This window comes from Paenibacillus sp. YIM B09110 (assembly GCF_037167145.1).
GTDB lineage: Bacteria > Bacillota > Bacilli > Paenibacillales > Paenibacillaceae > Pristimantibacillus.
In genome coordinates, this window is record NZ_JBANSP010000001.1 from 24,983 (window position 1) to 43,877 (window position 18,895).

The 18,895-nt window shown below is 49.6% G+C and carries 15 protein-coding genes; 4 read left to right on the forward strand and 11 right to left on the reverse strand.

All coding sequences use genetic code 11. The features are described 5' to 3' along the window. Positions 1-210 precede the first annotated feature (210 nt). Positions 211-1,545 carry an APC family permease gene (locus V8F51_RS00110; protein ID WP_337098001.1) on the forward strand — a complete coding sequence of 445 codons (1,335 nt, stop codon included), beginning with the start codon at positions 211-213 and terminating at the stop codon, positions 1,543-1,545. Between the two features lie 55 nt (positions 1,546-1,600). Here V8F51_RS00110 and V8F51_RS00115 read toward each other — a convergent pair whose 3' ends face one another. Continuing rightward, positions 1,601-4,690: a response regulator gene (locus V8F51_RS00115; RefSeq protein ID WP_337098002.1), complete on the reverse strand. Its 3,090-nt coding sequence runs from the start codon at positions 4,688-4,690 to the stop codon at positions 1,601-1,603. A 178-nt stretch (positions 4,691-4,868) separates the two neighbouring features. Between V8F51_RS00115 and V8F51_RS00120 the strand changes: the two genes are divergently transcribed. After that, complete coding sequence (locus tag V8F51_RS00120; RefSeq protein ID WP_337098003.1) at positions 4,869-5,810, forward strand: NAD-dependent epimerase/dehydratase family protein; 942 nt, start codon at positions 4,869-4,871, stop codon at positions 5,808-5,810. Positions 5,811-5,868: 58 nt separating this feature from the next. Here V8F51_RS00120 and V8F51_RS00125 read toward each other — a convergent pair whose 3' ends face one another. The 6 genes from V8F51_RS00125 to V8F51_RS00150 all read right to left on the reverse strand — a co-directional run bounded on the left by V8F51_RS00125 (position 5,869) and on the right by V8F51_RS00150 (position 13,251). After that, a complete protein-coding gene (locus V8F51_RS00125) occupies positions 5,869-6,387 on the reverse strand; it encodes a YhcN/YlaJ family sporulation lipoprotein (RefSeq protein ID WP_337098004.1) in 519 nt (172 codons plus the stop codon). A 137-nt stretch (positions 6,388-6,524) separates the two neighbouring features. After that, entirely contained in the window at positions 6,525-7,415 is an 891-nt protein-coding gene (locus V8F51_RS00130) for a transglutaminase family protein (RefSeq protein ID WP_337098005.1), read from the reverse strand. Then, on the reverse strand, positions 7,412-8,407 hold the full coding sequence (locus V8F51_RS00135; protein WP_337098006.1) for an alpha-E domain-containing protein: 996 nt from the start codon (positions 8,405-8,407) through the stop codon (positions 7,412-7,414). Before V8F51_RS00135 ends, V8F51_RS00130 begins: the two co-directional genes overlap by 4 nt. An 18-nt stretch (positions 8,408-8,425) precedes the next feature. Further along, positions 8,426-9,883: a circularly permuted type 2 ATP-grasp protein gene (locus V8F51_RS00140; protein ID WP_337098007.1), complete on the reverse strand. Its 1,458-nt coding sequence runs from the start codon at positions 9,881-9,883 to the stop codon at positions 8,426-8,428. Between the two features lie 256 nt (positions 9,884-10,139). Continuing rightward, complete coding sequence (locus V8F51_RS00145; protein ID WP_337098008.1) at positions 10,140-11,141, reverse strand: globin-coupled sensor protein; 1,002 nt, start codon at positions 11,139-11,141, stop codon at positions 10,140-10,142. A 214-nt stretch (positions 11,142-11,355) separates the two neighbouring features. Continuing rightward, positions 11,356-13,251, reverse strand: coding sequence for a PrkA family serine protein kinase (locus V8F51_RS00150; RefSeq protein ID WP_337098009.1), 1,896 nt, complete (start codon positions 13,249-13,251; stop codon positions 11,356-11,358). A 246-nt stretch (positions 13,252-13,497) separates the two neighbouring features. On the opposite strand from V8F51_RS00150, the gene V8F51_RS00155 reads away from it, so the two are divergent. Then, on the forward strand, positions 13,498-14,244 hold the full coding sequence (locus V8F51_RS00155) for a DUF2161 family putative PD-(D/E)XK-type phosphodiesterase (protein WP_337098010.1): 747 nt from the start codon (positions 13,498-13,500) through the stop codon (positions 14,242-14,244). A 7-nt stretch (positions 14,245-14,251) separates the two neighbouring features. Here the strand turns inward: V8F51_RS00155 and V8F51_RS00160 are convergent, their stop codons facing one another. From V8F51_RS00160 to trmL, 3 genes are all read right to left on the reverse strand, one after another. Next, on the reverse strand, positions 14,252-15,448 hold the full coding sequence (locus V8F51_RS00160; RefSeq protein WP_337098011.1) for an aminotransferase-like domain-containing protein: 1,197 nt from the start codon (positions 15,446-15,448) through the stop codon (positions 14,252-14,254). A 334-nt stretch (positions 15,449-15,782) separates the two neighbouring features. Further along, positions 15,783-16,031: an AbrB/MazE/SpoVT family DNA-binding domain-containing protein gene (locus V8F51_RS00165; RefSeq protein WP_337098012.1), complete on the reverse strand. Its 249-nt coding sequence runs from the start codon at positions 16,029-16,031 to the stop codon at positions 15,783-15,785. A 172-nt stretch (positions 16,032-16,203) separates the two neighbouring features. Further along, positions 16,204-16,668 (reverse strand): tRNA (uridine(34)/cytosine(34)/5-carboxymethylaminomethyluridine(34)-2'-O)-methyltransferase TrmL, encoded by a 465-nt coding sequence (gene trmL, locus V8F51_RS00170; protein WP_337098424.1) that lies wholly within the window; start codon positions 16,666-16,668, stop codon positions 16,204-16,206. A 144-nt stretch (positions 16,669-16,812) separates the two neighbouring features. Between trmL and V8F51_RS00175 the strand changes: the two genes are divergently transcribed. Further along, positions 16,813-17,529, forward strand: a complete 717-nt coding sequence (locus V8F51_RS00175) for a response regulator transcription factor (RefSeq protein WP_337098013.1) — start codon at positions 16,813-16,815, stop codon at positions 17,527-17,529. A 94-nt stretch (positions 17,530-17,623) separates the two neighbouring features. On the opposite strand, the gene serC is transcribed toward V8F51_RS00175, so the two are convergent. Next, positions 17,624-18,709: a 3-phosphoserine/phosphohydroxythreonine transaminase gene (gene serC, locus V8F51_RS00180; RefSeq protein ID WP_337098014.1), complete on the reverse strand. Its 1,086-nt coding sequence runs from the start codon at positions 18,707-18,709 to the stop codon at positions 17,624-17,626. Positions 18,710-18,895: the final 186 nt, after the last annotated feature.

Consider the following 18,895-nt stretch of genomic DNA (forward strand, 5'->3'; position numbering starts at 1 on the left):
CGCTTTTTGAAAAAAAATATTTTTACTTCTCTCAAAATGGTGCCCAAACCGTTGATACATATGGCGTTTAACGTACTTTTCGGAATATCTGCACCAAAATGTTCGGAAATTAGCCTCTTGTTTTTTTGAAAATTACCTGCAACAATGTGAGGAAACATGACGCAATCGAAAAAGTATCGAATGGCTTGAAGTTTAAGGAGGATGAAACCGATGCAACAACCTGCAGAGTTAAAACGGAACTTATCTTTATCCCACGTCGTCACGATGGGACTAGCCTGGATGTCGCCGATGATTTTCTTCACCAGCTTCGGTGTCCTGCACGAAGGCTCCGGAGGCATGCTGCTAGGCGCATACGTGCTTGCGTTCATCGCTATCCTGTTCACCGCTGCCAGTTACGGCCAAATGGCGAAGGCATTTCCCGTATCCGGTTCGGCGTACACGTACGTAGCGAAGTCGATGAGTCCTTTCTTAGGATTTGTTGTTGGGTGGGCCATCTTGCTCGATTATTTATTCTCCTGTATTATCGCGGCACTCATGTTCGGCATTAATCTAAATGCACAATTCCCTTCCGTCCCAACCTTCATTTGGATCATTCTACTGACCTTCGTTGTGATGGTTATCAACATCATCGGCATTAAGACGTCGGCCAATGTCAATAAAGTGTTCGTAGCTCTTCAAGCGGTGTTCATCGCCGGCTTCTGCGCGTTGCTCGTCTATCAAGCAATGAAGAACGGCATTACCGCAGGCTTCAATCCGCTTCCGGCAAACAATGGCGTTTCCCTCTCTACCTTGCTTGCTGGCGCCTCTCTCGTATGCTTCTCCTTCCTCGGATTCGATTCCATTACAACAATGGCCGAGGAGACGAAGGACCCTAAGAAAACGATACCGCGTGCTATTATGATCATCGTCATAGCCGCCGGCATCATGTATTTCGCAACCGCCTACCTCATTCAGCAAATGTACCCTAACTTCTCGTTCAGCAATGTAGACGCCGCTGGCTTCGAGCTTATGAGGGCGATAGGCGGCAGCACGCTCGCAGCTATCTTTACTTTCGTCATCATCTTCTCCATTCTCTCTCAAGGGATGTCATCGATGACGACCGTATCCCGCTTGCTTTTCGTTATGGGCAGAACGTCTTTGCTTCCAAAAGGCAGCTTCGGATCCGTTCATTCGAAATACCGCACGCCTGTATTCAACATCATTCTTGTCAGCATCATTACGCTCGGCTCGTTGTTCATTAGCCTGGAAATTGCGATCAAGTTCGTAAGCTTCGGCGCTTTAACCGCATTCCTGTTCGTTAACTTGTCCGTCATCTTCCACTACATCATCAGAGGCAAGCAACGGGGTGCAAGAGACATCATTCTCCGGCTGGTGTTCCCGCTGATTGGCGCAGCGTTCGTCTTCTATCTCATCACGTTGCTAGATTCAGCTTCACTGCTGCTTGGGTCTAGCTGGCTCGCTCTCGGACTCGTCTACTACGCAGCCAAACGGTTCACGAAACCGGATAAGACTATCGCCATGGCCGACCTTGAGAACGTTATGTGAAAAAGAAACAACCGACGAGGTCCATCACTCGTCGGTTGTTTCTTTTTATAACTATTTATATCGGATTGTTTCGTATGAATCGTTCGATCTCCACCCTCACCGCCTCGATTTGCTCGTCCATAAGCAAGAGAAGCTCATCCAACTGCATATCCGACTTATTTTGCAAAACATATTGCAGCTCGGCGCTCGTTTCACTCAAAGCAATCGCACCGATGTTAGAGGCAACCCCCTTCAATGTGTGGACGCAGAAGATTGCACTTTGGACATCACTCACCCGTAAAGCCTCACGGATCTCGACCATCGCATTAGCATGATCTGTGATGAACATGTTCAATATTTGCTTATAAAGCTGCTTATTGTTCGCAAGACGCTTCACAGCAGCTTCCACGTTCAAGCCGTTCTCAGCTTCCGATTCGTTCAAGCCGGAAGCGGCAGCAGCTTGTAATTGCCCCTCGCGCACTTCTCCGTTATGACTCTGAAGCGTTCTCTGCAGAACGCTGAACAACTGTACGGGCTCGAACGGCTTGGAAATATAGGCGTTCATCCCCGCTGCCAGAACCTGCTCCTTAACACCCTGCATCGCATCAGCCGTAATCGCAATAATCGGCGTATTCTGATCACGCGCCCTGAACTTGCTCGTCGTCTCGAAGCCATCCATTATCGGCATTTGCAAGTCCATCAGTATAGCATCATACCGCTTCCCGCTCGTTCGTTGCAGCGCTTCATAGCCATTCTCAGCAACATCGACTAGAACGCCAAGCTCCTGCAGCATCGCTTGCGCCACCTGTTGATTAATCTCGTTATCCTCGACAAGCAGCACTCGAGCATTGCGCAGATTCGTAAACTTTTCCGTCTCACTGAACCTGGAATCAACGGCATGTTTCCCAATCATCTGCTTCTTGAACAGCTCGACGATTTCGTTATAAAGCTGAGACTGGCTAATCGGGTAATACAACACCTTCTTCACCGATGGCGAATTCGAATCTACCTGCAGCTGAGATTCGTGGTAGGCGCTAATAAGGACAATAACCTGGATCGGCGTGCCATATTCAAGCTTAATTTTCTCTGCAAAATGTGCCGTAGCTTCATCCTTCAGTTTCCAGTCGACGATAACCAAGTCATATCGGCCGCTGCTGCGAATGATCGCTTCGGCGTCTGCCGCAGATTCTGCTGCGCTTACAATGAATTGGAATTGCTCAAGCTGGCTCGTCAAAATAAGCCTCATCTCGAGATCATCGCATACGAGCAGCACGCGCAGAAACTTCAAGTGCGGCGCCACAGGCTCGTACTCGCTCAGCGAATCGAAAGAGCCCTTGCCGAATTGTGCGGTGAACGAGAAGCAACTTCCTTTACCGAACTCGCTTTCAACCCCAATTTCACCATTCATCAATTCTACCAAGCTTTTGCTAATAACAAGACCAAGCCCCGTACCGCCGTATTTGCGAGTCGTAGACATGTCAGCTTGCGTGAATTCTCGGAATAACAGTTGCTGCTGTTCTTCCGTCATACCGATTCCCGTATCTCTAACCGTGAATCGAAGTACAACTCCGTTCTCGTCGGTCGACACGACCTCTATCCCGAACACGATCTCCCCTTGCTCGGTGAATTTAAGCGCGTTGTTCACTAGATTGAGCAGCACCTGATTGAGTCGGAACGGATCTCCGGTGAGCATTTGCGGCACTTCATGATGAATCGTGAAATGAAGCTTAAGCCCTTTCTCGTATACCGATAAGCCGATCGTATTGGAAATATTGCTCATAATTTCGTACAGATCGAAGTCGATTCGCTCTAGCACGATTTTTTTCGCTTCGATTTTCGAGAAATCCAATATATCGCTAATGATGGTGAGCAAGTTTTTCGCGGAAAGCACCGTCTTATCCACATAATCTTTCTGCTGTTCTGTAAGACTTGTCTTCTGCATCAAATAGTTGAATCCGATAATCGCGTTCATTGGCGTTCGAATCTCATGACTCATATTCGCCAGAAACTCGCTCTTCGCCCGATTTGCCGATTCAGCCACTCGCTTTGCTTCCTCCAGCATCGTATTATTGCTCTCCAGCTCACGCGTACGATCCTCAACGAGATGCTCCAAGCTTTGCTTATAGTCGAGCAGTGCCTGCTCCGCATTTTTCCGCTCGGTAATATCGTTGCCCGCCAATATAACGCTGCTCACGAGACCAGCTTCGTTACGAACAACATTAAACGTCCAACCGATAAGCCGCTCAGCGCCGCTCTTCGTCACTATAATCGCTTCGTAATGTTCCTTACGCGGTCTATCCTCCACGATTTCTCGGAATATTTCTGTGCGCTCTTCGAAGAATCTTTCGGGAACACAGGTATCAATCCACTTCCGACCGATAACCTCAAGATCCTCATAGCCGGTCAGTTGACTGCCCTTCCGGTTTATCAACTCGATTCGCCCTTCACGATCGAGCACAACGATCATAATATCGACTAGATCCAGATAAGTTCGCGCCTTCGCTTTCTCCAGACTAAGCTTCTGCTCGCCCTTTCGGCGTACCGAGCTCGTCTGCTTCGCCAAAGCAATGCCGATTAGGATAGCCATCGCACCGAATATCAAACCCATTCTTTGGGCCCATTTTTGCTGAACAGCCGAACGGTCTACATCTCTCTGCGTTCCTTCCAGATTGAATTTGATCCACTTTTCCCAGACCACTTCGCCGCGTTGGCCGATAGGCGTCATTGTTTCTAACAGATCAATGCCCGATGAGTGATCTCCCTTGAGTGCAGTATCTACTAGAAACTGACCGTTAAGGAAATATTCAATCGAAATCTTTTTCATTTCCATATACATGTTTCGTTCCTCGTCAGATATCAGGAAGGCCTCATATTCGTCGAAACTGTTCTCAAAACTCGTTTTCGTATCGTTATAGACATCAATATATTTTTGAATTTCCGCCTCATTATCCGCAAGGAGAATTTTCACAAGAACCACCCTGACACGCATAAACGAACTATTCAAATGCGATATTTGTTCAATACTCGGCATCCAGTTCGACTTTACCACGTTGATCGTTCGTTTCATCTCCATCATTTGGTAATACGTTACCCCGATCGTGCAGGTAAGCAATAGGATGATTACTAATAAAACCTTCGTTGATTGGCTTCTAAGTGATACTTTCACACTACTCCCCCTTCTTACGTAAACCGATTATAGCATTCAAGAAACTACCGCGACTAGATGTGGCAAGCATCGATTTAATTCAATCAGAAATACCCATAAATATAAATAAAATGATATAATTACAGCGTATTCATAAAGATGATTCCCCTTATCCCACTCATCCGAAAGAGGTATTGTGATGACCAAAATATTCATCACCGGCGGTACCGGCTATGTCGGCAGCGCACTGGTCCAAGAAATTATCGACACAGAGCTTCAAGCTGTCGTATTGACCCGCTCCTCGCAGAAGGCAGATGCGCTAAGAGCTCGAGGCCTCGAAGCTGTCGTAGGCGACTTGATGGAAGACGGTCCATGGCAGCAGAAGCTCGCCGAATGCGAGTATGTCATTCATCTAGCCTCGCCCCCAACCTGGGGGAAGAAGGTAACCGCCAAAATCGCAGAACAATTCGCCAAAGGCCACTACGACATGACGCTTCGCCTCCTTGACCACATCGATGTACATACGATCAAAAATATCGTATACATAGCAGGTACAAGCTATTACGGGGATACCGGCGCCGAGCGTCCAAGAGATGCCGACTTTACAAGCGAACCGAAAGGCTGGGGCCCTTATATCGCGAACTCCGTTAACGTATTGGATCGCTATATTCAGAAAGGGATGCCTATCACGACAGCTTTTCCCGCCCAAATCTACGGACCCGATTCCTGGATGCCTCAGCTGTTCATCGAACCAATCTACAACAAGAAGCCCGTTTATTCCTTGAAGGGCTACGAACCGTATTTCTCGCCCATCCATGTCGAAGATACCGCCCGCGCTTGCTTGTTCTTGTGCGAGAACGGCAAGATAGGCGATCGATACATCCTCTGCGACAACGAGCCCATGACCTCGAATGCGTTCATGAAGCTGATCGAGAAGGAACTGCAGCTCTCAGGCAAAGTTCGCTCCATTCCACGGTGGCTATGCAAGCTCATATTAGGGCCGGTTCTGACCGAATACGCAACAGCTCACACCTACTTTACGAATCGCAAGCTGAAGGAGCTCGGCTTCACCTATCGTTACCCAACGGCGCTAGACGGTGTGCCAAACGTCGTTCAAAGCTGGGTTTCCAAGCAAGCTTAAACAAATGAAAAAAACCATGAATGCAGCTTCGAGAGCCGTGCTCATGGTTTCTTTCATTTTATTTTCGACTGTGAAAGCTCTTGTCAATCGCTTTAATCAAAGCCGACATATCGTTCGACATCGACCTCATCCCGCTATCGTTAGACTCCGCTCCAGCTTTTTGCACCTTTATTCGGTCACTCAAGCTTTGATCAGATGTAACATGCAGCCGGTAGGCTGGATATTGAATTCTAAGGGCTGAATACACCTGCTTCTCAATAATGCCGCGCTTACCGGAATTCTCGACCTCGATACCGACCAAGGCATCATTGCCGTATAGCTGAACATTCGCCGACTTCACGCCATTGACAAGCTGTGCTCGATCCGCCAGCTGGGACGCTTTCGCAGCCGCGTCATTCATATTCGCCTGCTTGCCCGGCAGATTGCGATGATCATCGTTCGTCATCTGCACTTCCAAGCGATGCGCGCCTTCCTGCGCCTGCTGCTTCACCTTATTGGCATTGGAACAGCCGATCAGCGATATCCCAATCGATAGAACGCACATGGACATTAAGATACGTTTCCATGGCTTACTCATGTTGTTCACCTCCTATTTACCTGTATATAACATTTGCCGCAAGCGGCTATTTATTCATAGGAATAACAAAAAAACAGCCACTTGGCCTCTATACGGCCTCGCAACTGTTCTTCCAGTCCGCTATTCAGATAAGTCCGTTACTCTTCCATCTTGCGCACATCAACCGTCACCTGCAGCAACTGCTCCCCGGTTCCCCGGTAGACACCCTTAACAGGCACAATATCCTTGTAATCGCGGCCATGACCAAGCTTCACATACCGTTCGCCAACAGGGTCCGTATTCGTCGGATCGAAGCTGCACCAGCCAAGACCCGGCACGAATGCCTCGACCCATGCATGCGATGCTTGCTCGAAGTCTGCGCTTCCGCCCTGCAGATCGCCTACGAAATGATAGCCGCTGACATAACGCGCCGGTACGCCAAGAGCTCTGCTGCAAGCAATCATCAGATGCGCGAAATCTTGGCATACGCCGCGCTTGTGCTCGAACATATCGCTTGTTTTCGTCTTGACGTTCGTCGCTTCGGGATCATAGATAAACTCCGTCCGAATCTGCGAGGATAACGCGGCAAGCCAGTCCAGTACGCTAATTACTTGGCCGTCTTCGGATGGGATGAGCGCAGATGCGAACCGCTCCACTTCTTCCGTATTCGACGTGTATTCCGTATGCAGCAGAAATTCGGTGAAGCGATTAGCCGCTTCCTCGGTTCGCAGCCACTCCCACGCTTGCCCTGGCGGTCGCTTGCTGAGGTATAGAGCCCGCTCCTCTGCAGTCGGAGCTTGCTTCGTCACGACCGTCATCGAGGTCCTTATCGTCAATCGTCTATGCGGTCCATTAACCGAGAATGCGTGAACGCGATTGCCGAAATAATCCTCGAAGGTGAACAGCGAGGCGTTTGGCTCGATCGAAATTTGCTGCTGATAGCAGGATTGTCGTTCATTCGTACTCGGCGTCAGCCTAATTTCATTGACACTGTCCGTAACCGGATCGGCATATTCGTATTGCGTAACATGAGAGATATTCAGCTTCATGCGCTTGCTTCCCCCATTCGAAAAAAGGTTTTGGCAAACAAGCCGCCCAGTTGCTGGCAGGAGTCAAGCAAATGCGTCACGATCATCCCTCCGCGGTCAATCGCCATATCGTCATGCTCAAGGCAGGCGAGATCGGCTTTCACCTTGCCAACCTGACGGATGACCCGCTCATGCGCGCTGCGAAGTTGCTTATCCTGCAGCTCGATTCGGCGCATATGATCGTCGAGCGTATGAAAAGCGAAATGAACGGAACGCGGGAATACTTGATTCAATATGACGAATTCAACAATCGATTCTACCGTAATTCCATCCGCATAATAACGGCGGAAAGCTTGATAGCCGCTCACCGAACGCAGCACTGCCTGCAAATAAGGGTAAGCGGTTGACACATTCCACCCATCACCGTTTGCCGCATTGCCTACCGCCTTAATAATGCGAAGCGTATTTTCCGCACGCTCAAGATAACGGCCGCATTCAATGAAATGCCATTCGTTCTCGCGCGGCATGACCGACTGTCCTACGCCTTGGAACAGAGCCGTCCACTCTTTAATCTTGCCGAAGAACAGATGCGGCGATTCGCGCAGCAAATCATCTGGCTGCTTCTCTCTTAGCCATAGATAGAATCCGTTCGTCGCATCCCACATCTCGCTAGGCACCTTCTCGCGAAGCGTCCGCAGATTGCCTCGCGCATGACTGACGCAAGACACCAGCGAGTTCGCATTATCGCGATCGAGAGTCGTATAGTAGAGAACATCGCGTTCAGTATAGGAGCCATACTGCTGCTCGTAAGCTTCCCGGCTTCCTAACGCATCAACGATTCTTGCCCACTTCGACACAGGCTCGGCAGCTCCGCCGCCCGACTCCTCTGCGTCAACAGCATACTCATCCTCAACTTGCAGGTGATAATGCACATCAATTAATCTTGCATGGTTTTCCGCCCGCTCCATATATCTCCCGATCCAAAATAAAGCCTCCGCATTCCGATTCAGCATGGCTTTCCCTCCGTCCTATTATCGATTAAGCACCCATGTATCTTTCACGCCGCCGCCCTGCGAGGAGTTGACGACGAGAGAGCCTTCCTTCATTGCTACGCGAGTAAGCCCTCCTGGAATGACATGCGTCTCATCGCCCATCAGCGCGAAAGCACGCAGGTCAATGTGACGCGGGGTCATCTGTCCATCAAGCATGACGGGAGCACGCGACAGCTTCATCGTCGTCTGTGCGATATAACGATCCGGATCTTGCTTTATCGCCTCTGCGAACTGATGAATTTCCTTCTGCGTAGCGGTTGGCCCGATCAACATGCCGTAACCGCCCGAAAGCGATGTCTCCTTCACGACGAGCTGATCCAAATGATCCAACACATACTCTCTCTCTTCTTTGCGGGATAAAATGTAGGTCGGCACGTTATGGAGGAGCGGCTCCTCGCCCAAATAATAACGAATCATATCAGGCACATAGGCGTATACCGCCTTATCGTCCGCAACGCCTGTTCCAGGAGCATTGGCAATGGCAACATTTCCTGCCCGATAAGCATTCATGAGTCCAGGCACACCTAGCAAGGAGTCAGGCTGGAAGGCAAGCGGATCTAGGAAGTCGTCATCGATGCGGCGGTAGATCACGTCAACCTGGCGAAGTCCCCGCAGATCCCGCAAATAAATTTTGTGATCCTTGTATACGAGGTCTCTTCCTTCGACGAGGTGAATACCCATCTGCTGCGCAAGGAAAGTATGTTCATAGTAAGCGGAGTTAAAAGCGCCAGGCGTGAGCAATACAATTAAAGGATCACGTTTGCCATTAGGAGAAAGCGCGCGGAGCGAGCTTAAGAAACAATTCAAGCTTCGGTCGATGCTCTGCACCGAACAGGACAAATACAGGTCATGGAACAATTCGCTCATTAGCGTCCTGCCCTTAAATAAGTAAGAGAAGCCCGAAGGCGAACGCAAGTTGTCCTCAAGGACAAAGTAGCGGCCCTTCTCGTCTCGAATCAAATCAATGCCCGATGCTGTAATATATACACCTCCGGGAACATGTAGACCAGCCATTTCCGGACGGAAATACGTGTTGGATACGATCATTCGCCGAGGAATGATGCCGTCTGCAACGATCCGTTGCCCATGATATACGTCGTGGCAAAATGCGTTGAGCGCACGTATACGCTGCTTAACTCCGCGGTCGACTGCCTCCCATTCATGCTTCGGTATAACGCGAGGGATATAGTCGAACGGAATTGTACGTTCAAGCGGCTCGTTCTGCCCGCCGCTATAGAGCGTAAAGGTAATGCCTTCCTCCAGCATCCGCTGGTTGATTGCATTCTGACGGACCGTAAGCTCCGCCTGCTTCATTCTGCCGAATAAGCGATGAACATTGTCATAGTGAGGTCGTACCGAAAAGTCCTTGTCGAACATTTCATCATAAAATGCTTGCGAATCGTAATAATGCGAATGCGACTGTTTGGCCGTCGACATGACAACCGCCTCCTCCATGATGAGCGCAGCACCTAACTGGTGCTTGCAGCATGAACATTTCGTCCATATGAGTTAGATATATGTCAAAAAACTTAACATTTATCTCACTGTCATATATAAATGTTAGGATAATCATACTAAATTCCGAAAATTGTGTCAACTTACTTAACATAAAAGCAGGAACCCTCCATGTGAGAGAATTCCTGCTTTTTCTAGGCTGCGGATATAAGTATTAGTTCGAGTTATTTATTCCTAATTAAGAATTCAACTGCTGCAAGTCTTTTGTAACTTTATCAACCATATGAACGAAGGATGCAAGCTCCTGCGAACGGGCTGCTTGATTGCGCGCTTCCACCGACGTCAGCTCCGACTCGGAACGAACGGCAGAGAGTTTCTTATCGATTTCTTCCAGCTTCGCTTGAATGCCTTCTAACGCATTGCGGGACGATGCAGCCAGCTTCCTGACCTCGTTCGCGACAACCTCGAACCCTCGTCCTTGTTCGCCGGCTCTAGCTGCTTCGATGGCTGCATTCAGCCCGAGCAGATGCGTCTGATCCGACAAGCCTCGGATGAGCGTGCCCATCTCGCCAATGCCATCGAGCTCTTCGCGCAGTTCTCCTAACAGTGTATGCGTCTTATCCTGAGATTGCGAAGTCGAAACGGCCGTAGCGGCAATTGATTGCGCACCCTCGTCCAATTCGACCATAAGCGAAGCCAGTTCCTGCACAGCTCCCGTAACGGTGCTCAGCATCGTAGCACGCGAGTCGGCAAGCTCCTGTACTTTCTGCTGCTCAAAGCCATGATACGCTTCAAGCACGAATTGCGAATCCAGATTAAACATCTTCGTAAGCGAATAGACGACATGCTGCCACTGCTCGGGAAGAACGCGCTTAAATACAAGCGTCGCGATGTCCAGATACGTCATATACGTCCCCAAATACCAATCCGTCGTAAGTCCGATTCGGGAATGAACCGCTCCAATCCGTATTCTATTATCAATAAACGGCTGGTCGATGACGCCATCGGCGAGAGACATCCAATAACCCCGCTGCGTTTCCTTCAACCGTTCAATATTGCTTACTCTGGAAATGAGCTCGACGAGGTCCGGCTGGCTGCCGACGCTGTCGTAGAAACGATCGACCACCTCGTCCACAACTTGGGCAAAGATGGGCCGATATTCTGCTAATAGCTGTAAATCTTGTTCCGATATACCGGTGTAGTCCAGTTGCTGCTTACGCTCTGCTGATACTTTAATCACTTGGCAAGACCCCTTCGGCGTATAGTCTTTCACTATCTCCTATTATATCGGAAAAGATACGCTATATTATAAAATTTCAGCTTTTTTTATTGAGGGTTTTGCGGACGTTGACAGGCTAGCTTCTCTCCTAACCGAGCAAAGAAGCCGACGGGCCATAAATCCGTCAGCTTCTCCAGTCCATGCACGCAATCCGCATTCCATTTAAGCGGCAGATCTAGCGGTTAAGCAGGCTTCCTACATAACGAAGCAACTCGTTCGAGCATACCGGGCAATAGCCGTGTTCGTCCATGAGACGCTTCGTTACTTCATTGATACGCTTTAGCTGCAGTTCGTCCGGCGTCTTCGTCGAGGTCGTAATCTTCACGATATCCTTCAGGTCGGCGAACAGCTTCTTCTCAACCGCTTCGCGCAGCCGCTCGTGGCTTGTGAAGTCGAACTTTTTCCCTTTGCGCGAATAAGAGGAAATACGAATCAGAATTTCTTCGCGGAACGCTTTTTTCGCATTTTCCGATACGCCGATCTGCTCCTCGATCGAACGCATGAGCCTTTCATCCGGATCCATCTCCTCGCCGGTCAGCGGATCCTTGATTTTCGCCCAGTTGCAATACGATTCGATATTATCCAAGTAGTTCTCGAATAAAGTGCGCGCCGACTCCTCGAACGAGTAGACGAACGCCTTCTGGATCTCCTTCTTAGCCAGCAGATCATACTCCTTGCGCGCCACGGATATGAAGTTGAGGTAGCGCTCGCGCTCATCCTTCGTAATCGAAGGATGCTGGTCGAGTCCGTCCTTGAGAGCCCGCAGCACATCAAGCGCATTAATGCACTGCATATCCTGCTTAATGAGGGCGCTGGAGATGCGGTTGATGACATAACGAGGATCAATGCCCGTCATGCCCTCTTCGACATACTCGCTTTGCATTTCCTTCAAATCCGCTTCCTTGAAGCCTTCTACCTCCTCGCCGTCGTACATGCGCATTTTCTTGACGAGGTCCATGCCCTGCTTCTTCGTTTCCTTCAATCTTGTAAGTATGGAGAAAATCGCCGCCGCACGCAGCGCATGTGGAGCAATATGAATATGTCTCATATCGCTTTGCGCGATCAGCTTCGTATATATTTTCTCTTCATCCGACACCCTGAGGTTATAGGGGATCGGCATGACGATCATCCTTGACTGCAGCGCCTCGTTTTTCTTATTACTGATAAACGACTTATACTCGGATTCATTCGTATGGGCAATAATGAGCTCATCGGCGCTGATTAGCGCGAACCTGCCAGCCTTGAAATTACCCTCTTGCGTCAGCGAGAGCAGGTTCCACAGAAACTTCTCGTCGCATTTGAGCATTTCCTGGAACTCCATCAGCCCGCGGTTCGCTTTATTGAGCTCACCGTCGAACCGGTAGGCGCGAGGATCCGATTCGGAGCCGAATTCGGTTATCGTCGAGAAGTCGATACTGCCGGTCAAGTCGGCAATATCCTGCGACTTCGGATCGGAGGGACTGAAAGTTCCGATACCTACGCGATTATCCTCGGAGATGAATACACGCTCGACAAGCACGCTTTCGATATTGCCCCCATACTCAGTCTGCAGTCTCATCTGGCAAGAAGGGCATAGATTCCCTTCAATACGAACGCCAAGCTCTTTCTCGATCTCCGGCCTTAGCTCATGTGGAATGAGATGCAGCGGATCCTCATGCATCGGGCAGCCTTTGATTGCGTAGACCGCTCCCTTGTCGGTGCGCGAAAACTTCTCGAGCCCTTTCTTCAGCATGGTCACGATCGTCGACTTGCCGCCGCTGACCGGTCCCATGAGCAGCAATATCCGTTTGCGAACGTCCAGCCTGCGGGCGGACGAGTGAAAATATTCTTCAACCAGCTTCTCCACGGAACGGTCTAGGCCGAATATTTCCTGCTCAAAAAACTTATACTTCTTGCGCCCATTCACCTCTTCGACCCCGTATGATTCGATCATTTCATAAACGCGTGAATGTGCGGTCATGGCCGGGGACTTATCGCTCTTCAGCAGTTCAATGTAGTCCTTGAATTGTCCCATCCATGCCAGCTTCTCACTCTCAGCCTGATATTCCGCAATTCGTTTGAAAATGTCCATTCCATGCCTCCTCCCATCGCTTCCGCATTCCACTATTCCTTCTCCGCCAGGGATTAGTTGCTAGACGCTCTTTCCTCGTGGATAACTTGTAAATTGAAGTATTACATTTCTATGCTTATCTGTGTAGGAAATTGACCACTATTTTCGTCCTCCATCCAGCAAAAAACGACAAGCTCAAGTAATCCTTTGTTATAATGGGACTAGAGAGGAAGATTAGTGCGGAATTATGGAAGGGGAACAAGCTTCATGGCCGTTAAACGGGAGGAAGATCTGTACAAGCCTATTAAACAATACTACGAACGCCTCGGGTATGAGGTGAAAAGCGAGGTGCTTCATTGCGATCTCGTGGCTATCCACCCCGAGCATGAGGAGCCTATTATTGTAGAAATGAAAAAAACGTTCAACCTCGCGCTGTTGCTGCAAGGCGTTGAACGTTTGCGATTGAATGGACAGGTTGTCCTGGCAGTCGAACGCAACCGGAAGAAGAGCGGCGCCCATAACCAGCGTTACGGCGACTTGACCGAGCTATGCCGAATGCTGGGCCTCGGGCTAATGACAGTCACCTTCTATAAGACGAAGCCGGCCGTTATAGAGCTGTTATGCGAGCCCGGAGAGCCTCCCCAGCGAGGCATGCGCCGCCGGAAGCAGGCGAAGCTGCTGCAAGAATTCCGCGAGCGCAGCGGCGACTACAACGTTGGCGGCAGCACCGGCCGCAAGCTCGTCACCGCCTACCGCGAGAAGGCGCTTCGCTGCGCATGGGCGCTGCGCGAGGCGGGAGAGCTGGCGCCGCGCGAGGTTGCGGCGATCACGGGCAATAGCCGCAGCGGCGACACGCTGCGGCATAACTATTATGGCTGGTTCGAGCGAGTCGGACGCGGCAAATATAAGCTTCGCCCAGTAGGCGTCGCCGCATTGGAGCAATACCGCGAGGTTATCGCGGAATGGTCCAATGCGGCAGCCGAAGCCGCTTCGTCAGACGGCCGCAAGCTCTAAGCGTTAGCTAGCTGCGTGCCGTGAACTCACCGATCGCTTCCACTAAACGTGCCACGCCTTGCTCAGTGCGCGCCCCTTTATTATGCGTGAAGTTAAGCCGGGCCGTATTGCGCTGCGGATTGTCCGCATAGAACGAGCTGCCCGGCACGAACGCAACCCCTTTGCGGACAGCAGCTTTGAGCAGCGCTTCCGCATCAAGTCCTTCGGGCAGCTTCATCCATAAGAACATGCCGCCTTTTGGCTTCACCCATGTCACACCAGGAATTGCCGCACGTTCCAGCAGCCGATTCATTTCCAACATCCGCTCTCCGTATGAATCGGAAATAAGCTTAATATGCGCATCAAGATCGAAGAAGCCGAGTAGTTGGCTCAAGATTTGCTGATCAAGCGAGCTAGACTGAATGTCCGCCGCTTGCTTCGCAACCGCCATCATCCGAATAACCTTGCCGTCCCCTATTGCCCATCCCGTTCGTAACGCCGGAGCGACCGTCTTCGAGAACGTGCTCGTATATATGACCGTTCCTTTCTGGGCTTTGCCTTCTAAGGCGAACAACGTCGGAATCGGCTCTTTGCTGTCGAATGCGATATCACCATAAGGATCGTCTTCAAGGATTGGAATGTTATTCGATTGACAGAGGGCGAGCAGCTTCTTCCTGCGCTCCACACTCCATACATTGCCCGTCGGATTGCCGAAAGTCGGCACAGCATACAGCAGCTTCGGACGATGCAATTTGATAAGCCGCTCTGCCGATTCCGGAATCATGCCCTGCTCATCGCTATCGACGGACACCACCTTTAGTCCATGCAACGAGAATACTTGCAGACACGCAAGATAGGTTGGCTTCTCTACCAATACGGTATCGCCAGGTTCTGTCAACACTTCGACTAGCAGGTCAATCGCTTGCTGCGATCCCGTCGTGACTAACATTTGATCAGGATTCACGAACATCTTTTTATCGGCCATTCTGCGGCATAGCTGCTCGCGAAGCGGCAAATATCCTTCCGTCAAGCCGTATTGGAGCGCGCCTGCGCCTGAACGAAATACTCGCTGAGCCGCTTCACTAACAGCTTCTACCGGAAACAGTTCTTCAGCCGGAAGCCCCCCGGCAAATGAAATCATGTCCGTCCCTTGCGTAAGCTTCAATATATCTCGAACCGCTGAAGATTTAAGCCGTGATACCTGTGACGAGAAACGATATTCCATTTCAATAGCCCCTCTCCCTGTCGATATAGCTTTTTTCGCATGATCTATTCTTATGTTAACAATGTGTTCACAACTTTTAAAGTTTTCTTTTTGCCGATCGTTGGTTATAATAAGAGAAGCCAATTGGAGGTGCAATGCACATGAACTTTCTTATTGTTATGACCGTGTTTGCGTTGTTCATTACGGCGATGCTGACAAGCTCCTACAATGACGACAAAACCAAAGGCCTGTAAGCTAATGCCGTCCTATGGCGGCCAAAGCAAAAAAGCTTCTCGATGAGCAATGCTCACACGAGAAGCTTTTTTTGTTATCGTCTTCATTGGGCAGCTGTCAATTAACGACGAAGCTGTGCCATTTCCTCTATGCATGCTCCGCATAAATAACGATCCTTGAAATCTCTAACCTCATTCATTGAGCCGCAAAATACGCATTTTGGCCTATAACGTTCCAATATGATATGGTCACCTTGTACAAAAATCTCTACAGGATCGCCCTCGTTCATCAGATAACGTTTACGTAACGATTTTGGAAGCACAATACGGCCAAGCTGATCCACTTTCCTTACCACTCCTGCTGGTTTCATCATTTCACCTCTTCTGTGTCTTTATTCGCAAGTCCTAACCTGAGAAACCTATGCATTATAGTGTTTCGATGGTGATTCAGCATTTCCTTCCTATATTCATTATTTCTTAATATTCTGCAACAAATATAGCAAGGAGCCGCTTCAATGTGCGTTTTTTCTTTCATTCAGCAGCTTAATTCAGTCCTTCGAAGCCTGTCTGCCTAAGCGCTTCGTATACGACAATAGCGGCAGAATTGGACAAATTAAGCGAACGAACCTTATCCGTCATCGGCATTCGTATGCAGGTGTCGAGATTCGCATCGATAAGCTGCTGCGGCAGCCCTTTCGTTTCTTTGCCGAACACGAAGAAATCTCCATCCCGATATTCGAAATCCGAATAAGGCTTCGACGCTCGCGTGCTGGCATAGAAGAACCGTCCCTCTGGATAAAGGGATAGCACTTCATCGAACGAATCATGATATTCGATATGGACCGAATGCCAATAGTCGAGCCCTGCCCGCTTCAGCGTACGGTCATCCGTATCGAAGCCAAGCGGCCTGACAAGATGCAAATGCGTACCCGTGGCCGCGCAAGTGCGCGAAATATTGCCTGTGTTTGCCGGAATCTCCGGCTCTACCAATACGATATGAAACGGCATTTCTGTAAATCCCACCTCTCTAAACGCTTATTATACACCAAATTTCTTTCCATTTTTACATCCATTTTACGTACAGGTAATCTTCCGCGAAATTTCCGCCGTTATAATTAACTTATTATTAGGAGGCAAAGGAGAAATGTAACGATGCGAAAAAAAATATTGGTCGTCGATGACGAACCTTCTATCGCCATGTTAATCGAATTTAATCTAAAGCTCTCGGGCTACGATGTCCGTTGCGTAAGCGATGGCGAAGCCGTATTCGACATGCTCCGGCCATTCCGTCCAGACCTGATTGTCCTTGATTTGATGCTGCCTAAGATGGACGGCATCCAAGTGTGCAGAGAGCTTCGCAAGCAGAACAATGCTGTGCCTGTCATTATGTTGACCGCGCTGCAAGATGTTACAGATAAAATAGCGGGTCTCGATAACGGTGCAGATGATTATATGACGAAGCCGTTCAGCCCGCAAGAGCTCGTCTCCCGAATCCAAGCCGTATTTCGCCGGATCCAATCGAATCCTGGCACCTCTGATAATACGAGCTATGATATAGGCAGGTTGAACGTCCGCGCAGAGCAACGCGAGGTTTACTTTGAAGGCAAACTTATTGAACTCACACCGAAGGAATTTGAGCTTTTGCTCTTCCTTTGCAAGCACAAAGGCAAGGTGCTTAGCCGTCAGCAGCTGCTGCACGGAGTCTGGGACTATCACTTTCTCGGCGATACGCGTATCGTTGATGTTCACATTAGCCATCTGCGTGATAAGATCGAGAAGAATGCCCGAACGCCGGAATACATTATGACCGTTCGCAATGTCGGCTACAAGCTGCTAGAGCCCGCAGTACCCGAATCGTCGTTCGCTTAAGCCTTAGCCTTCGTCATAGCAAAGAAGAAGCGCCATCTCCTCCTGTTTGGGAAGGGATGGCGCTTTCGTTATTTACTGCTTGGCTAACAAAAGCTTAACCGTTGCGCTGTTGGAAATCAGCCATGAACTGAGCAAGCGCTTGGCAGCTCTCAAGCGGAACGGCGTTGTACGTCGATGCGCGTAGACCGCCAACGTCGCGATGTCCCTTGAGACCAACGAAGCCTTCCTTCTCCGATTCCTTGATGAATTGCTTCTCCAGCTCTTCACTATGAATACGGAACGTAATATTCATAAGCGAACGGCTTTGCGGCTGCGCACAGCCGATGTAGAAGCCGCCGCTTTGGTCGATCTTATCGTAAATCAGCTTTGTTTTGTCGCGGTTGAACTGATCCATCTGCGCGATGCCGCCTTTGCCTTTGATCCAGTTAAGCACGAGGCTTACCATGTATACGGCAAATGATGGCGGTGTATTGTATAGCGAGTTGTTCGATGCATGCGTGCTGTATCGGAACATCGTCGGGATAGTAGCAGGGCTTTCTGCAATCAAATCATCGCGCGCAATAACGACTGTCACGCCTGAAGGACCAAGGTTTTTCTGAGCACCGGCATAAATAAGACCGAACTTGCTGACGTCCACCGGACGACTTAGAATATCACTGGACATATCGGCGATAAGAGGCACATTGCCTGTCGACGGGAAATCGAAGAACTGCGTTCCGCCGATTGTTTCATTCGACGTTACATGAAGATACGCCGCATTGTCCGGAACAATAATTTCATCTGCCGTCGGCACACGCATATATTTATCAGCTTCTGTCGATGCGGCGATAACCGTCTCACCGACAAGCTTCGCTTCCTTGATCGCTTTGTCAGCCCATGCGCCAGTCTTCACATATGCGCCAGGACGTCCAGGACGAACGAGATTAAGCGGGATCATAGCGAACTGCGTGCTTGCTCCGCCTTGTACGAATAAAATACGGTAGTTGTCAGGAACGCCGTACAGCTCGCGAAGAAGCGATTGCGCCTCGTTGTTCACTTGCTCATAAAGCGCGCTTCGGTGCGACATCTCCATAATGGACATACCCGCTCCTTGATAATCGACGAACTGCTCTTGTGCTTGTTGAAGCACTTCAAGAGGTATAGCGGCTGGTCCTGCGTTAAAATTAAATGCTCTTGTCATTTCCGATAGCCCACCTTTGATTCTTTATCATCATAAGGACATGATAGCAATTTTGAACGTTCGCATCAAGTGCTTTCCGCGTATTTGCACTACAAAAGTCGAACGTATTGACATTAAATTGTCGAAAACATTCGGATTTTGCGTTTTATGCTAAATACGAATTACGACGAGCCCTTGTTTATATTG

Coding starts and splice junctions, on each gene's coding strand:
- V8F51_RS00110 (WP_337098001.1), top strand. CDS start 211: ATGCAACAACCTGCAGAGTTAAAACGGAACTTATCTTTATCCCACGTC.
- V8F51_RS00120 (WP_337098003.1), top strand. CDS start 4,869: ATGACCAAAATATTCATCACCGGCGGTACCGGCTATGTCGGCAGCGCA.
- V8F51_RS00125 (WP_337098004.1), bottom strand. CDS start 6,387: ATGAGTAAGCCATGGAAACGTATCTTAATGTCCATGTGCGTTCTATCG.
- V8F51_RS00130 (WP_337098005.1), bottom strand. CDS start 7,415: ATGAAGCTGAATATCTCTCATGTTACGCAATACGAATATGCCGATCCG.
- V8F51_RS00135 (WP_337098006.1), bottom strand. CDS start 8,407: ATGCTGAATCGGAATGCGGAGGCTTTATTTTGGATCGGGAGATATATG.
- V8F51_RS00140 (WP_337098007.1), bottom strand. CDS start 9,883: ATGTCGACGGCCAAACAGTCGCATTCGCATTATTACGATTCGCAAGCA.
- V8F51_RS00150 (WP_337098009.1), bottom strand. CDS start 13,251: ATGGACATTTTCAAACGAATTGCGGAATATCAGGCTGAGAGTGAGAAG.
- V8F51_RS00155 (WP_337098010.1), top strand. CDS start 13,498: ATGGCCGTTAAACGGGAGGAAGATCTGTACAAGCCTATTAAACAATAC.
- V8F51_RS00160 (WP_337098011.1), bottom strand. CDS start 15,448: ATGGAATATCGTTTCTCGTCACAGGTATCACGGCTTAAATCTTCAGCG.
- V8F51_RS00165 (WP_337098012.1), bottom strand. CDS start 16,031: ATGAAACCAGCAGGAGTGGTAAGGAAAGTGGATCAGCTTGGCCGTATT.
- trmL (WP_337098424.1), bottom strand. CDS start 16,668: ATGCCGTTTCATATCGTATTGGTAGAGCCGGAGATTCCGGCAAACACA.
- V8F51_RS00175 (WP_337098013.1), top strand. CDS start 16,813: ATGCGAAAAAAAATATTGGTCGTCGATGACGAACCTTCTATCGCCATG.
- serC (WP_337098014.1), bottom strand. CDS start 18,709: ATGACAAGAGCATTTAATTTTAACGCAGGACCAGCCGCTATACCTCTT.